The sequence below is a fragment of the Caballeronia sp. S22 genome, assembly GCF_964261745.1.
GTDB classification, from domain to species: Bacteria; Pseudomonadota; Gammaproteobacteria; order Burkholderiales; family Burkholderiaceae; genus Caballeronia; species Caballeronia jiangsuensis.
Map to the genome: position 1 here is coordinate 106,933 of NZ_OZ180038.1, position 14,827 is coordinate 121,759.

Annotated in this window: 13 protein-coding genes; 7 read left to right on the forward strand and 6 right to left on the reverse strand. The window is 65.4% G+C overall.

Annotated features, from left to right (window positions below; translation table 11 throughout):
- Positions 1-48 precede the first annotated feature (48 nt).
- Entirely contained in the window at positions 49-771 is a 723-nt protein-coding gene (locus ACEN42_RS27100; protein ID WP_371883663.1) for a class I SAM-dependent methyltransferase, read from the reverse strand.
- Between the two features lie 693 nt (positions 772-1,464).
- On the opposite strand from ACEN42_RS27100, the gene ACEN42_RS27105 reads away from it, so the two are divergent.
- Positions 1,465-2,436, forward strand: a complete 972-nt coding sequence (locus tag ACEN42_RS27105) for an IS110 family transposase (protein ID WP_371880810.1) — start codon at positions 1,465-1,467, stop codon at positions 2,434-2,436.
- Between the two features lie 148 nt (positions 2,437-2,584).
- Here ACEN42_RS27105 and ACEN42_RS27110 read toward each other — a convergent pair whose 3' ends face one another.
- The 5 genes from ACEN42_RS27110 to ACEN42_RS27130 form a co-directional block, all read right to left on the reverse strand.
- Positions 2,585-3,394, reverse strand: a complete 810-nt coding sequence (locus ACEN42_RS27110) for a lysophospholipid acyltransferase family protein (RefSeq protein WP_371883664.1) — start codon at positions 3,392-3,394, stop codon at positions 2,585-2,587.
- Entirely contained in the window at positions 3,387-4,238 is an 852-nt protein-coding gene (locus tag ACEN42_RS27115; RefSeq protein WP_371883966.1) for a MipA/OmpV family protein, read from the reverse strand. The genes ACEN42_RS27110 and ACEN42_RS27115 overlap by 8 nt, the downstream gene beginning before the upstream one ends.
- 5 nt (positions 4,239-4,243) lie before the next feature.
- The gene (locus ACEN42_RS27120; protein ID WP_371883665.1) at positions 4,244-5,572 is read right to left on the reverse strand and encodes an NAD(P)/FAD-dependent oxidoreductase; all 1,329 of its coding nucleotides are present in this window, start codon (positions 5,570-5,572) and stop codon (positions 4,244-4,246) included.
- Between the two features lie 20 nt (positions 5,573-5,592).
- The gene (gene fabG, locus ACEN42_RS27125) at positions 5,593-6,309 is read right to left on the reverse strand and encodes a 3-oxoacyl-ACP reductase FabG (RefSeq protein WP_371883666.1); all 717 of its coding nucleotides are present in this window, start codon (positions 6,307-6,309) and stop codon (positions 5,593-5,595) included.
- A gap of 149 nt (positions 6,310-6,458) precedes the next feature.
- Entirely contained in the window at positions 6,459-6,719 is a 261-nt protein-coding gene (locus tag ACEN42_RS27130) for a phosphopantetheine-binding protein (RefSeq protein WP_008348277.1), read from the reverse strand.
- 445 nt (positions 6,720-7,164) lie between these two features.
- Here ACEN42_RS27130 and ACEN42_RS27135 point away from each other — a divergent pair, with 445 nt between their 5' ends.
- The 6 genes from ACEN42_RS27135 to ACEN42_RS27160 are packed head-to-tail and all read left to right on the forward strand — an operon-like array spanning position 7,165 to position 14,255.
- Positions 7,165-7,818, forward strand: a complete 654-nt coding sequence (locus ACEN42_RS27135; protein WP_371883667.1) for a hypothetical protein — start codon at positions 7,165-7,167, stop codon at positions 7,816-7,818.
- 20 nt (positions 7,819-7,838) lie between these two features.
- On the forward strand, positions 7,839-9,509 hold the full coding sequence (locus ACEN42_RS27140; protein ID WP_371883668.1) for an AMP-binding protein: 1,671 nt from the start codon (positions 7,839-7,841) through the stop codon (positions 9,507-9,509).
- Positions 9,506-10,486: an acyl-CoA synthetase gene (locus tag ACEN42_RS27145; protein ID WP_371883669.1), complete on the forward strand. Its 981-nt coding sequence runs from the start codon at positions 9,506-9,508 to the stop codon at positions 10,484-10,486. Before ACEN42_RS27140 ends, ACEN42_RS27145 begins: the two co-directional genes overlap by 4 nt.
- Positions 10,487-10,490: 4 nt before the next feature.
- Complete coding sequence (locus ACEN42_RS27150; RefSeq protein ID WP_187604281.1) at positions 10,491-11,075, forward strand: outer membrane lipoprotein carrier protein LolA; 585 nt, start codon at positions 10,491-10,493, stop codon at positions 11,073-11,075.
- Between the two features lie 7 nt (positions 11,076-11,082).
- The gene (locus tag ACEN42_RS27155; RefSeq protein WP_371883670.1) at positions 11,083-13,446 is read left to right on the forward strand and encodes an MMPL family transporter; all 2,364 of its coding nucleotides are present in this window, start codon (positions 11,083-11,085) and stop codon (positions 13,444-13,446) included.
- A complete protein-coding gene (locus ACEN42_RS27160; RefSeq protein ID WP_371883671.1) occupies positions 13,443-14,255 on the forward strand; it encodes a polysaccharide deacetylase family protein in 813 nt (270 codons plus the stop codon). The genes ACEN42_RS27155 and ACEN42_RS27160 overlap by 4 nt, the downstream gene beginning before the upstream one ends.
- Positions 14,256-14,827: the final 572 nt, after the last annotated feature.

Sequence of the window (14,827 nt, forward strand, 5' to 3'; positions counted from 1 at the left end):
TCGAATACGATGAATTGTAACAAACGGGCCTTTCGGGCCGTGCACGCCTCAGTCCACAGGTCGCGCAATAATCAGACGATTGGCGGTGTGCGCGCCGTTGCCCATCGGACTGATCGTCACCTGAAAGCGCAGATCGCCGAGCAGCGCGAGCCATTGCGCTTCGCTGCGCACGGTGAGTCCGTTCGTGCGTCCCGACCGGGCGAGTTGCATGCCGAAATCGACGGCGCGATCGACGCTCGCGCGCCAGCCCGCGGCGGCATCGCTGACGCGCAGCAGGAGCACGCCATCCGCGGCGAGACTTGCGCGCACGCGGCGCAGCACGGCTTCCTGCGCGTTCGCATCGACGTAATGCAGCACATCGCACGCGACGACGACATCCGCCTGAGGAAACGGCGCGACGCGAATGTCGTCGCAGACGAAGCGAATGCGCGGCGCGTGCGCCTTCAACGCGATGCGCGCCCAATCGATGTCGCGCGGCGTCAGGTCGATGCCGTGGATCGATTGCGGCACGGGCGGGGCGGGCCAGAGTGCGGGCCACGCGTGAGCCGCGTCATCGCGATGCCATGCGTGCGCGCCGACCAGGCACGCAGCGAGCAAACCCTGGCCGCTGCCGAGATCGAGGATGCGCGCGCCATCGGGGATCAAGCCGTGCGCGAGGATGTGGGCGAAGAACGGATCGTGACGCAGTTTCGCCGACGCGAAGTGCCATGCGAAGCGGCCTGCGGCGCGGTAGGGGAGGCTGGCGGTTTCGATGAGTTCGGGTGGGAGCATGGGGTGGGGCGAGGGGATGCTTGTGGATTTTAGGCTTTTGCCGGATCCCGGTTTCTTGTCGGTTTATTAGCGTTGCCCCTCCCCGGGGCGGGGGTCACTTTGTTCAGGCCCGCGGTCACACGTAGTTTGGCCATGCTTGCCAGTCCGCGGTGGCACTCGCTAAGTGTCGCCCTCGAAGGCCCAACCGGACTTGGCTCGCGCGCGGTCTGCCGCACCAAATGTTTTAGCGAACTGGTTCAGCACGAAAGAGCTTCGGCACAGCGCTACGCGCTGCCGTTGGGTATGCGAGGGCAACCATCGAAGAAGAAGCACACGCAAACCCGATTGACCGAACGGCCGCGAAGCGGGCCGGAGCTATTTCGTGCTGAACCAGTGACGCAAGCGGCGCGATGTGTCAGACCGTGCGCGAGCCAAGCCCGGTTAGCCCTTCGAGGGCGACACTTAGGCGAGGGCCATCGATGGCTGGCAAGCATGGCCAACGTGCGTTGACCGCGGGCGATGAGAAGCTGCTTTCTTTGGTTACTTGTATATTGATTCCAGGTGGGCGGAAACTGATCTCCTCCGCTCACCCGAAGCGGTAGCCCGTTTGTGTTACATGGGCTCGCAGCCCGAAAGAAAGCTGGTGGCGCCGCTTCTTCTTACCGCTTTGAACCCGGACAGTTGACTGAGCCTCGAGCTCGTATCTTTACAAGTATGGGTGCTGTGGTGAACCAAATTCCTTCCGCCTTCGCTTCGCCCTTGTTCGTCGGTATCGATGTCAGCGGACCCTTCCTCGACATCGCCTATCACGGATCCGCCGAAACCTTTCGTCTACCCAATGCGCCTGAAGGCTTCGCCGAACTGATCAACCGATTGTTGCCTCTCAAGCCGGAACTCATCGTCCTCGAAGCCACCGGCAAGCTCGAACGCGCCGTCCTTCAAGCCCTCTGCCAAGCCGGTCTGCCCGCCGTCGCGGTCAACTCCACGTGGGTGCGCGAGTTCGCCAGATCCGCCGGACAACTGGCCAAGACCGATCGCATCGATGCGCGCGTCATCGCTCGCTACGGGGCCGTCATGCAACCCGAAGTCCGACCCCTGACCGATGAGCAGACCCAGCAGCTGCAGGCCCTTATCCTGCGCCGCACACAACTCATCGAGATGCTCACCGCCGAGCAAAACCGTCGCAAGCGCGCTCATAAATCGGCCCTGCCCAGCATCGATGAATTCATCCAGTTCATCACGCAACGCATCAAGGACGCCGATCGCGACATCGACTCCTTCCTCCACACCAACGAACTCTGGCGCAAAAACGAAGCCCTGCTGCGCTCCACTCCGGGTATCGGCAAAACAACCGCCGCGACGCTCATCGCCTTCCTGCCTGAATTGGGCTCCCTCAACAACCGACAGATCGCCTCGCTCGTCGGCCTTGCCCCATTCAACTCCGACAGTGGCACACACCGCGGCGAACGCCATACCAAGGGCGGGCGTCACTTCGTGCGCCGCGCCCTTTACATGGCCTGCGTCGCCGCGCAACGAGCCAATCCCTATCTCAAGGCGTTCTGCGATCAGCTACGCGCCAGAGGCAAAAAAACCAAGGTCGCCTTCGTCGCAGGCATGCGAAAACTCCTCACGCAGCTCAACGCCATGATGCGCGATGGCACGGCCTGGAATCCCCCAAAACCTTGATTCTTTGCTCACTACCGCTTGACTCTCAATACAGTTGCTTTCTTTGCAGCAGCAAAGAAAGTGACCCCCGCCCCGGGGAGGGGCAGTGCTAATAAACCGACACGAACCCGAGTTCCACCAAAAGCCTAAGCGACCCTCCCAACCCCACTCAATCCCGCGCCCGAAGCGTATCGACTTCCCCCGCATAAAACCGCTGCAATTCACCGATAAACGCCTGCAGCGCAGCATGATCCCGCCCCGGCGGCGCAAACCGGCGCCCAAGCGTCACGCGATAAGTAATAGGCAGCGCAGGCTTTCTAAAAATCTGCCACCCCTTGCCAAGAAAGCCCGAATCCGTCTCGATGATGAGCGTCTGCACCGGCACCTGCGCGCGCCCGGCGATCAGCGCGATACCGCCCTTCAGCGGATTCACCGACGCATGCTCCGTGCGCGTGCCTTCGGGAAACAGCAAAAGCGGCGAGCCCCGCTCCAATTCGGCGACCGCAGCGCGAATCAACCCGACCGGCGTATCGTTGACGATATACCCCGCGAGCAGCGCGCCCGGCCCGAGAAACACGTTCCCGGCGACATCGCCTTTCATCACGCAACACGTATCGGGAACGCGCGACGCGATCAGCAACGCATCGAGCAGGCACGGATGATTCGGCGCGAGGATCATCGCGGACTGACCCGCGAGCGAATCGAGTTCGGAGAGATCGAAGCGGCACGCGCCGAGCGTGCGCAGGAGCACGAAATAACCCTGCCACACGCGCTGCACGACGCTGCGTCCGACGCGCCGCCCGGCATCGGCGGAAAGCACGCGCCGCAGAATCCACGCGAACGGAAACCACGCGAGGCACACGAGCGCCAGCACGACGAGCGCGAAATAGAACGCCACGCATTGCCACGCGGATTCGAGCGCGCGGCCCAGCGAAATCCGTTCGTCCGCACCGCCGATTTTCCGATGGGCGTCACTCATCGCTCGCCACCATTTTCGACGACTGTCCGAACACCCACGCCACCGCCACGCCGCCCGAGAGCACGCTCTTTTGCCGCACGAGCGGGCTGTCGGCGAAGCTCGCGCCGGCGAGGTTCGCATAGCGCATGAACGCGCCGACCCAGTAACGGCTGAAGCGCCGCGACATCGACACGAGCGCCTGCGTGCCCGCGTAGCCGCCGTTCGCCTGGAACGCGGGACGGCCGGGCGTCGCGTATTGCGGCGCGACCGTGTAGTAGTGGTCGCTGTATTTGCCGTCGGCGAACATCGGTCCGGCGAGCATGCCGACGCGCAGTCCCGTTACGCCCGCGACATCGATCAGATCGAGATTCAGGTTCGGCTCGAACTGCCAGCCGACCGTCTTCGGCGACGATTCCAGCGTGATGCCCATGCGCACCGGCAGGCGCAGATCGAGCAGCGTGTCGCGCGACGGCGAGCGCCACAGGTGCACTTCCATCGACGGACCGATTTCGATCGTCGGCTTGAGATCGGGCATGCCGGCGCGCGCGTTGTCGTCGCGGCTGGAAACGGGCAGCGAACCGAGCAGGCTGATATTGAAGTTGATGCGGTCGGTGTCGAGCAACTGACCTCGCACGCCGTCGCGATCGGCGCGGAAGAACTTGCCTCGATAGATCACGTAGGGAAACGGAAAGACCCACGCGCGCGTCTGGTCCGAGCCCGGATAGTGCGGGAAGCCAGCCACGCCCATGCCGACGCCGACCTCCCACAACGGCTTGCTCGGCGGCGGCGCGTCATCGGCGCACGCAACCGTGCTCGCGGCGAGCAACATCAGGGGCGCAAGGCGCGACGAACGAAATCCCTGCATCGTGATCAATTGGCCGATAGCTCCGCGCGTTTCGCGTCGCTCAGATTGCGGCGTCGCTGGCGGTATGCGCGCAGCGAATTGCGCCAGTCGAGCGCGGCCGTAATGTAATAGATGCCCTTGAACGCGCGCAGCGAACGCCAGATCGGCGTCGTGCCGAAGATATCGCCCGCGAGCAGCGACAAGAGCGCTTCCTTCATGCGCAGCGGGTTTCTCGGGCCCATGAAGAGATCGCGCATCGTCGGCGAGGTCATGCGGTAGATGAACCACGAAAACTCGCGCGGGCCGTGACGCACGTCGCGGTCGAATTTCGCGAGCGCGGCGGGCGCATCGGCGGGATTCGAAAGCGCCGCGTCAATCGCTTCCGCGCCCGCGAACGCGCTTTGCATCGCGAGCATCACGCCCGACGAGAATACCGGGTCGATGAACGCGAACGCATCGCCGAGCAAGAGGAAGTTGCGTCCGTGCGTCATGTCGCCGGTGTACGCGTAGTTGCCCGTCGCGTGGACTTCGCTGATCAGTTCGGCATCTTTCAGGCGCTCGGCGAGCGGCGCACACAGCGCGATGGTCTCGCGGAAGAACGTCTCGAGCGACGTGCCCTTCGGACGCCGCTTCAGATACGCGGGCCACACGACCGCGCCGATGCTCGTCGCGCCGTCCGCGAGCGGGATGAACCAGAACCAGCCGTGCTCGAACCAGAACACGGTGATGTTGCCTTCGTTCTGGCCGTCGTTGCGGCGGGCATTGCTGAAATGGCCGTACAGCGCCGACGAGTTGTGGCGCTCGTTGCGGCGCTTGGTCTTGAAATGATTCGCGAGCAGCGTGTCGCGCCCCGATGCATCGACGACGAAACGCGCGCGCACTTCCTCGATGCGGCCATCGTCGTGCTCGGCGCCGATCGTCGCGCTGGCGCCATCCGCCGCGAACACGACATCGCGCGCACGGCAGCCTTCGCTCACGTGCGCGCCGTGTTTCGCCGCGTTGCGCAGCAGGATTTCGTCGAGTTCGGAGCGGCGCACCTGATATGCGCTCGGCATCGACTTGTCCCAGGCATCGGCGAAGAGAAAGCGCTGCATACGATTGTCGTGCTGCGGCGACACGAACTCGGCCGCGAGCTTGACCATGCCGATCGCGCGCACTTCATCGGCGACGCCGAGCCGTTCGAAGAGCCGCAGATTCGCCGGCAAAAGCGATTCGCCGATATGAAAGCGCGGATGCCGTGCCTTCTCCAGCACCCGCACGCGATAGCCGCGGTCCGCGAGCAGCGTCGCCGCGGTCGATCCGGCAGGACCGCCGCCGATCACCGCCACGTCCCAGGTTTGCGTCGCTTCGCTCATCCCACTCCTTTCGATCCGATTCAAGCGATTCCGCCGTTGATCGACAGAACCTGCCCTGTGACATAAGCCGCCGCGTCCGACACCAGATACGCGACCATGCCCGCGATTTCCTCCGCCGTGCCCGCGCGCTGCGCCGGCACCAGTTGCTTGATGCGCTCGGGCGGAAAAGCGTTACCGATCATCGGCGAATCGATGACGCCCGGCGCCACCGCGTTCACCGTGATGCCGCGCGACGCGAGTTCCTGCGCGAGCGCGCGCGTCGCGCCGATCAGGCCCGCCTTGGCGGCCGCGTAGTTCACCTGCCCGCGATTGCCCATCAGCCCCGACAGCGACGACATGTTGACGATACGGCCCCAGCGCGTGCGGATCATCGGCATCAGAAGCGGCTGCGTGACGTTGAAAAAACCGTCGAGCGTCACGTCGAGCACGCGTTTCCATTGCTGGCGCGTCATGCCGGCCATCGGCGCATCGTCGTGGATGCCTGCGTTGTTCACCAGAATCTGCACCGGGCCGTCGGCCAGGATGCGCGCGATCGCGGCGTCGGTGGCGTCGGGATCGGTCACGTCGAAGGCGATTGCATGCGCCGTGCCGCCCGCCGCGCGAATTGCTTGCGCGCAGCTTTCAGCGCGTTCGATTCCGCCGTTCGCGTGAATCCAGACTTCGTGTCCGGCCGCGCCCAGCGAGCGGCCGACGGCTCGTCCGATCGCGCCGCTGCCGCCTGTCACGAGCGCGCGCATGGCCTGGTTTCCGTCATCGATTGCATTGCGCCTGTCCGTATTCCGTGTTGCGCGGCCGCATCGGCGAGCGCACGAGCGTGCGCGTCGTTCAGTCTCGATGCGGCGGATTTCACTTGCATGACAGCGGCTGTCGGGGCTGACGCTGCGCGTTATCGGGTGCGATGCGCCGCGACGTGCGCGGCGAGCGCGCCGAGACTCGCGAAGATCTTCTGATTGTCGGGATTGTCCGAGCGCAGCTCGAAGCCGTATTTCTTCGAGATCAGGAGCGCTATCTCCAGGATGTCGATGGAATCGAGCCCGAAACCTTCTTCGTACAAACGCGTATCGGCCGAGACGGCCTTGGGATCGACGTCCTCGAGATTCAATTCGGCGACGATCAGCTCGGCGAGCTCTCTTTCCAGTTCGTTCATCGTATGTGCAGACCAGCCAGAAACGCGCGCAAGGGCGGCTCGTAAGACGTGCGCCCCGCGTACCCCGCACGCCACCGGCTGCCTGTTATCGAGATAATTGCTAGTGGCGAAATTCTAGACGAAGCCCTCTGGGACGCCTAGTAGGAAAGGTAACCGGTCGGAAGATGCACCGGACCGCGATATTTCTGAGAAAAATCAGCGGTTTCGCCGCTGGGCGGGACCCCCGCGTGCGTAGGGTAAAATCCGCCGGTCTGACGAATGTAAGATCATCGAACAATCGGTTACAGACCGGGCCCGCAGGCGCGCGGGAAAATGATCGTCAGGCGGGCGACTGCCGGGTTTTTGTTCAATTACGGAGCGTTCTGAAGAGAACGCCGCAGCGGCATTCCATGTTGCGTACCTTTTTCCTTCTTTCAGGCGCACCGCGCGCAGGCGGAGCACGCCGATGAACGCAGCGCGCTTTCTTCGCGCGGCGGGCGGCGTCGGTGCGATCGCCGCTTACCAGCTTGCCGCGCATCATGCCGCGTCCACGCCGGGCGCGCACGGTCTCGGGCTCGCGCTCGTCCTCGCGCCGATTCTGCTCATCGCGCTGAACGCCGTCGTGCGTTCGCCCGCGCGCGGCTGGCTGCTGCCGCTGTGGGCGCTCGCGTGCATCGCGTTATGGCTCGGGCGCGCGCCGTTCACCGCGCATTTCGGCTGGGGTTTGTGGCTCGAACACGCGAGCTTCAACCTCGCGCTCGCGTGGATGTTCGGCCGCACGCTCGTTCACGGCCGCGAGCCACTTTGCACCCAGTTCGCGACGATGGTCCACGGCCAGATCGAAGCGCGCGTCGTGCGCTATACGCGGCACGTCACGTTTGCATGGACGCTCTTTTTCGTCGCGACGGCGTTCGTGTCGACGGTGCTGTTCGCGTGCGCATCGATCGTCGCGTGGTCCACGTTCGCCAACTATCTCGCGCTGCCGCTCGTCGGGCTGATGTTCGTCGCCGAGTACGCGTGCCGCCGCATCGCGCTGCCGGACATGGAGCCGTCGAGCATCATGGACGCCGTGCGCGCCTACACGCAGTCGATGCAGATGCGTCGCGGCGGGGCGCAGTAATGTCGTCGAATTCATCGCACATGCAGACCTTTCCGCTGGTTTTCCATTCGTCGCCGGATCAGACGATCGCCTGGCGCGACGGCGTGCCCGTCACCGTGCGCGAGTTTCTTGCCGACGTGCAGGCGCTCGCCGATGCGCTGCCCGAAGGCGGACATGTATTCAACGTCTGCACGGACCGCTATCGCTTCACGGTGAGCCTGTGCGCGACGCTCGTCGCGGGCAAGACGAGCCTGTTGCCCTCGACGCATACGCCCGAAATGGTGCGCGCCCTCGCCTCGTTCGCGCCGGACGCGTTTTGCCTGCACGACAACGACGATTGCGCGATCGACCTGCCGCGCTTCCGGTATCCGCTTGGCGCGGCGTCCCGCATGACGGGCGAAGCGCATGTCCCGCACATCGACGGCGCGCGCGTGGTCGCTTACGTGTTCACGTCGGGTTCGACGGGTGTGCCGGTGCCGCATCGCAAGACGTGGGGCTTTCTGGTGAAGAACGTGCGCGCGGCGGCGGCGCGTCTCGGCCTGCTCGGCGAAGCGGGTGCGACGCTCATCGGCACCGTGCCGCCGCAGCACATGTACGGCTTCGAATCGACGGTGCTGCTCGCGCTGCTCGGCGGCCTCGCGTTCAGCAACCGCCAGCCGTTCTATCCGGTCGATATCCGCGCGGAACTCGCCGCCGTGCCCGAGCCGCGCGTGCTCGTCAGCTCGCCGATTCATCTGCGCGCGCTGTTCGCGAACGAGGAAGCGTTGCCGCGCGCGTCGCTCGTGCTGTCGGCGACCGCGCCGCTTGCGGAAAAGCTCGCGCTCGACGCCGAAGCGCGCCTCGACGCGCCGCTGATGGAAATCTACGGCAGCACCGAAACCGGCCAGATCGCGACGCGCCGCACCGCGCACACCGCCGCGTGGGAACTGTTTCCGGACATCGCCCTGACGCCGCGCGCCGACGATGCCGGTGAACCGACGATGTGGGCATCCGGCGGCCACGTCGAAGTGCCGGTGCCGATGGGCGACGCGCTCGAACTCATCGACGGCACGCATTTTCTGCTGCACGGGCGCAAGGCCGATCTCATCAATATCGCGGGCAAGCGCACGTCGCTCGCGTATCTGAATCATCAGTTGAACGCGGTGCCCGGTGTGATCGACGGCGTGTTCTACATGCCCGACGAAAGCCCCGCCGACAGCGAAGCCGTGCGCCGTCTGATGGCGCTCGTCGTGGCGCCGGAGCTCGCGGCGACGGACTTGCAGCGCGCGTTGCGCGAGCGCATCGACGCCGCGTTCATGCCGCGTCCGCTGCTGTTCGTCGATTCGCTGCCGCGCAACGCGACCGGCAAGCTGCCGCGCGAAGTGCTGACGCAGTTGATCGAACAGGAACGCAGCCGCCGCGCCGCGCTGAGCTTTACCGTGCCGCCGGAACATCCCGCGCTCGCCGGGCATTTCCCCGGACGCCCGATCGTGCCGGGCGTCGTGCTGCTCGATCACGCGCTCGACGCGATCGGTTCCGCGCTCGGAAAGAACGTCGGCGCATGCAGGATCGAATCGGCGAAATTCCTCAGCCCGGCCGTCCCTGGCGAAGCGCTCGACATCACGTACGAAACGTCCGCGAGCGGCGCGATCCGCTTCACGATTCGCGCGGGCGTTCGCGCGGTGGCGAGCGGCGCCGTCGGCATGATCGACAACGGCACGCAAGCATCGTGAACGAGCCGCGCAACCGCGACGACTGGGCCGAGCGCCAGGAACGCAGCAACCTCGCGTTGCTGCGCTTCATGACGTGGGTGTCGCTGCGCTTCGGGCGGCGCATCGGGCGCGTGTTGCTGCGGATCATCGCCGCGTATTTCGTGGTGTTCGCGCCGCGCGCGCGGCGTGCATCGCGCGCTTATCTGAATCGCGCGCTCGGCCGGCATGCGGACTGGCGCGATGGTTATCGACATGTGTTCTCGTTCGCGTCGACGATTCACGACCGCATCTATCTGCTCAACGAACGCTTCGATCTGTTCGATATCCGCACGCATGGCGTCGAGGATGTCGAGGCCGCGCTCGCCGACGGCCACGGCGCGTTCCTGATGGGCGCGCATCTCGGCAGCTTCGAGGTGGTGCGCGCGATCGGGCGGGCGCAGCCGCATATCCGCATCGCGATCACCATGTACGAAGAAAACGCGCGCAAGATCAACGCGATTCTCGCCGCCGTGAATCCGGCCGCGCATCACGACGTGATCGGGCTCGGCAAGGTCGATGCGATGCTGAAGGTGCGCGAACGGCTCGATGCGGGCACGCTCGTCGGCATTCTCGCGGATCGCACGCTGCGTCAGGCGGGCGACGCGCTGAAGGAACGCGAATTCCTCGGCGCGCCGGCCGCGTTTCCGCTCGGGCCGCTGCATATGGCGGCGGTGTTGCGGCGTCCGGTCGTCTTCATGACGGGGCTGTATCTCGGCGGCAACCGCTACGATATCCACTTCGAAACCCTCGCCGATTTTTCGAAGACCGGGCGCGGCGAGCGCGCCGCCGCCGTCGATGCCGCACTCACGCGCTACGTCGCGCTGCTCGAAAAATATTGCCGCGCGGCGCCGTACAACTGGTTCAACTATTTCGACTTCTGGCAGGCGAACGCCGTGCAGGAACCGGCGCAAGCGCGCGCGGCCGGCGCCCGTCTGCGGGAAGTCACGAAGGATTCCTGAGCTTATGCGAGTTTTCTCCGCGGTGCTGACCGCCGCCGTGCTGTGCGTCATGTCGGCACCGACTTTTGCCGCCGATGCGCCCTGGACGCTCGATCGCCTGATGAACACGCTCGGCGCGAAAAAATCCGGGCGCGCGCAGTTCACCGAGACGCGTTATCTGAAGATCGCGCAGGAGCCGCTCGAATCGTCGGGCGAACTGGTCTTCGTCGCGCCCGATCATCTGGAAAAGCATACGGTCAGCCCGAAGCCTGAGAATCTCGTCGTCGATGGCGACATGCTCACCGTCGATCGCAACGGCCGCAAGGTGACGATTCCGCTGCGCAACTATCCGGAACTGGGCGCGTTCATCGAAAGCATCCGCGCGACGCTCGCGGGCAACCGTTTCGCGCTGGAGAACGCGTACAAGGTGTCGATCGACGGAAAGGGCAACGACTGGACGATGACCCTCGTGCCGATCGATTCGCGCATGAAGCAGAAAGTCAGCTCGATCACGCTCGCGGGCAGCGGCGCGGCGCTCGCGCGCGTCGAGATCAAGCAGGCCGACGGCGATCGCTCGCTCATGCGCCTGCAAGACGCGTCGGCGCACTGAACCCGGCATGCGCGCTGTCCTTCGTCAGCCTGCGGTCATCGTCTGGCTGTGCTTTCTCGCGGTGTGCCTGGGCGTCATCGCGCGTACGAACTTTTCCGCCGATCTCTCCGCTTTCCTGCCGCGCTCGCCGAGCGAACAACAACGCGTGCTTGTCGAGCAACTGCGCGACGGGCTCGTTTCGCGGCTGATTCTCGTCGGCATCGAAGGCGGCGATGCGAACGGCCGCGCCGATGTCTCGCGCAAGGTCGCGGCCAAGCTGCGCGCGGACAAGCGCTTCTCCGCGATCAACAACGGCGAGCCGGTCGGCGCGGCGCGTGACGAGCGTTTCATTTTCGAGCATCGCTATCAGTTGAGTCCCGCGGTGACGCCCGAGCGCTTCAGCGGCGCCGGTCTGAAAGACGCGCTCGCCGACAGCCTCGATCTGCTGAGCTCGTCCGCCGGGATGATGACGAAGGACTTGCTGCCGCACGACCCGACCGGCGAAGTCACCGCGCTCGTCAGTCAACTGGACAGCGGCGCGCAGCCTTCGATGCAGGAAGGCGTATGGGCATCGCGCGACGGCCAGCGCGCCGTGCTGCTCGCGCAGACCGCGAGCGCCGGTTCCGACACCGATGCGCAAGCCAGCGCGATGGCCGCGATCCGCGATGCGTTCGCGCAAGCCGCGCCGGGCGCATCGCCGTATCGGCTGCTGATGACGGGACCGGGCGTATTCGCCGTCGAAACACGCGACACGATCATGCACGACGTGCGCTGGCTGTCGGCGGCGAGCATCGTGCTGATCGTCGTGCTGCTGCTGGCGGTGTATCGCTCGGTGCCCACTCTGCTGCTCGGTCTGATGCCGGTGCTGTCCGGCGTGGCCGCGGGCGTCGCCGCCGTGAGCCTCGCGTTCGGCACCGTGCATGGACTCACGCTCGGTTTCGGCACGACGCTGATCGGCGAGGCCGTCGATTATTCGATCTATCTCTTCGTGCAATCGGCGGGCGTCGCGCGGCGCGAATCGCTGAAGGACTGGGTCGCGAGCTTCTGGCCGACGATCCGCCTCGGCGTGCTGACGTCGATCTGCGGCTTCGCCTCGATGCTCTTCTCCGGCTTTCCGGGCCTCGTGCAACTCGGGCTGTATTCGATCGTCGGTTTATCGACGGCGGGCATCGTTACGCGTTTCGTGCTGCCGCATGCGTTGCCGCAAGGCTTTGCGATCCGCGACGTCTCGCGCCTCGGCAATCGGCTCGCGCGTGTCGCCGGCCATGCGTCGCGTTTGCGCGTGGCGCTCGTGGTGTTGTTGTTGGCGGCGGTCGCCACCTTGTTCATGCACAGACACGGGCTCTGGAGTCAGGAGTTGGCCGCGTTGAGTCCGGTTCCGAAGGCGAGCCAGGATCTCGATGAACGTCTGCGCGCCGACGTCGGCGCGCCGGACGTGCGCTATCTCGTCGTGGTGTCGGCGGCGAACGAGCAGGCGGCGCTCGAACGGGCGGAAGCGGTCGCGCGTCGGTTGCAGCCGCTCGTCGATGCGCACGTGATCGCCGGTTACGAAAGTCCGGCGCGCTATCTGCCGAGCGACGCCGCACAGCGCGCGCGTCTCGCGAGCCTGCCTTCGGCCGGGGAACTGCGCACGCGTCTCGCCGTCGCGCTGCGCGATCAGACGATCCGCGTGAAGCCCGAAGTCTTCGAGCCGTTCATCGCCGATGCCGACGCGGCCCGCACGCGGCCGTTGCTGCGTCGCGCCGATCTGCAGGGCACGTCGATGGCGCTCGCAGTCGATTCGCTCCTCACGCAACGCGACGGCCACTGGACGGCGATGCTGCCGTTGCGCGCGGCCGAAGGCTCGGACGTGCAGGCGCAAAAGATTCGCGCGGCGGTGACGGCGTCACAGGTGCCGGACGCGCTGTTCGTCGATATGAAAGCCGAGGCCGACCGTCTCTATCAGAACTACGTGCACGAGGACATTCGTCTCTCGCTCGGCGGATTCGCCGCGATCGTCGTGCTGCTCGTGCTCGCGCTGCGCTCGCCGGTGCGCGCGGCGCGCACGCTTGCGCCGCTCGTCGCGGCGGTGATCGTCGTGATCGCGGGGCTCGCGCTCGCGGGCAAGTCGCTGACGATTCTGCATCTGATCGGCATGCTGCTGATCGTCGCGGTCGGCTCGAACTACGCGCTCTTTTTCAACTATCGCGCGCACGCCGAAGACAACGCGATTTCCCCGCAAACGCTCGTGTCGCTCGTGATCGCGAATCTCGCGACCGTGCTCGGTTTCGGGCTGCTCGCGCTTTCGAGTGTGCCGATGCTCAAGACCTTCGGGCTGACGATCGGCCCCGGCGCGATTCTCGCGCTGCTGTTCTCGGCGATCCTCGCGCCGCGTTCCGGATTTTCGCGATGAACGCGCCCGGCCAGCCGCGTCGATGGACCCCGACGCCGTTGATCGGCGGCGTGGCAGCCGTGCACGCGGGTGCGCTCGCGGCGCTTGCCGTATCGCCCGCGACGTGGCCGTGGGCGGCGGGCGGCGTGATTGCGTCGCACTGCGCGCTGACGGCGGCGGGACTTTGGCCGCGCAGCGCGCTGCTCGGCCACAACTGGACGACGCTGCCGGAATCGGCGGGCGCGTCCATCGCGATCACGATCGATGACGGTCCCGATCCCGACGTCACCCCGCGCGTGCTCGATCTGCTCGACGCGCATCGCGCACGGGCGACGTTTTTCTGCATCGGGGAGCGCGCGCGGGAACTTCCGCGCATCGTCGAGGCGATCGTCGCGCGTGGACATGCGGTGGAGAATCACAGCCAGCGGCATCGGCACAATTTTTCGCTGATGGGGCCGGGAGCTATGCGGCGGGAAATCGACGCGGCGCAAACGACCCTCGGCGATATCGCGGGCACGCGGCCGCTGTTCTTTCGCGCGCCGGCGGGATTGCGCAATCCGTTTCTCGAACCGGTGCTGTGCGGTCTGGGGCTTCATCTCGCGAGCTGGACGCGACGCGGCTTCGACACGCGCACGGGTGATGCGGCGCTCGTCGCGAGGCGCTTGCTCGATGGGTTCGCTGCGCGCGATATCCTGCTCGTTCATGATGGGCACGCTGCGAGGGATGTGCATGGGGTGCCGGTCGTGCTGGCTGCGCTCGATACGGTCTTGCGGGCGGCGGCGGATCGGGGGTTTGGGACTTTGACCTTGCGGGATGCGGTCTTGGGGTAGGGGTGGTTTGGGGGTTTTTTCGCCGGATCCCGTGTTCGTGGTGGTCTATTAGCACTGCCCCTGTGCGGGGCGGCAGTCACTTTCTTTGCTGCTGCAAAGAAAGTAACCAAAGAAAGCAGCTCGTTTAAGCCCGCGGTCACACGCAGTTTGGCAATGCTTGCCAGCCATCGATGGCACTTGCCTAAGTGTCGCCCTCGAAGGACTTACCGGGCTTGGCTCGCGCACGGTCTGACACATCGCTTCGCTTGCGTCACTGGTTCAGCACGAAATAGCTGCGGCCCGCTTCGCGGCCGTTCGGTCAATCGGGTTTGCGTGTGCTTCTTCTCCGATGGTTGCCCTCGCATACCCAACGGCAGCGCGTAGCGCTGTGCCGAAGCAATTTCGTGCTGAACCAGCGCGTCAAAACATTTGGTGCGGCAGACCGTGCGCGATCCAAGCCCGTTGGGGCCTATGAGAGCCACACTTAGGCGAGTGCCACGTGCGGCTGGCAAGCATGGCCAACGTGCGTGTGACCGCGGGCTTAAACGAGCTGCTTTCTTTGGTTACTTTCTTTGCAGCAGCAAAGAAAGTGA

Coding starts and splice junctions, on each gene's coding strand:
- ACEN42_RS27100 (WP_371883663.1), bottom strand. CDS start 771: ATGCTCCCACCCGAACTCATCGAAACCGCCAGCCTCCCCTACCGCGCC.
- ACEN42_RS27105 (WP_371880810.1), top strand. CDS start 1,465: ATGGGTGCTGTGGTGAACCAAATTCCTTCCGCCTTCGCTTCGCCCTTG.
- ACEN42_RS27110 (WP_371883664.1), bottom strand. CDS start 3,394: ATGAGTGACGCCCATCGGAAAATCGGCGGTGCGGACGAACGGATTTCG.
- ACEN42_RS27115 (WP_371883966.1), bottom strand. CDS start 4,238: ATGCAGGGATTTCGTTCGTCGCGCCTTGCGCCCCTGATGTTGCTCGCC.
- ACEN42_RS27120 (WP_371883665.1), bottom strand. CDS start 5,572: ATGAGCGAAGCGACGCAAACCTGGGACGTGGCGGTGATCGGCGGCGGT.
- fabG (WP_371883666.1), bottom strand. CDS start 6,309: ATGCGCGCGCTCGTGACAGGCGGCAGCGGCGCGATCGGACGAGCCGTC.
- ACEN42_RS27130 (WP_008348277.1), bottom strand. CDS start 6,719: ATGAACGAACTGGAAAGAGAGCTCGCCGAGCTGATCGTCGCCGAATTG.
- ACEN42_RS27135 (WP_371883667.1), top strand. CDS start 7,165: ATGAACGCAGCGCGCTTTCTTCGCGCGGCGGGCGGCGTCGGTGCGATC.
- ACEN42_RS27140 (WP_371883668.1), top strand. CDS start 7,839: ATGCAGACCTTTCCGCTGGTTTTCCATTCGTCGCCGGATCAGACGATC.
- ACEN42_RS27150 (WP_187604281.1), top strand. CDS start 10,491: ATGCGAGTTTTCTCCGCGGTGCTGACCGCCGCCGTGCTGTGCGTCATG.
- ACEN42_RS27155 (WP_371883670.1), top strand. CDS start 11,083: ATGCGCGCTGTCCTTCGTCAGCCTGCGGTCATCGTCTGGCTGTGCTTT.
- ACEN42_RS27160 (WP_371883671.1), top strand. CDS start 13,443: ATGAACGCGCCCGGCCAGCCGCGTCGATGGACCCCGACGCCGTTGATC.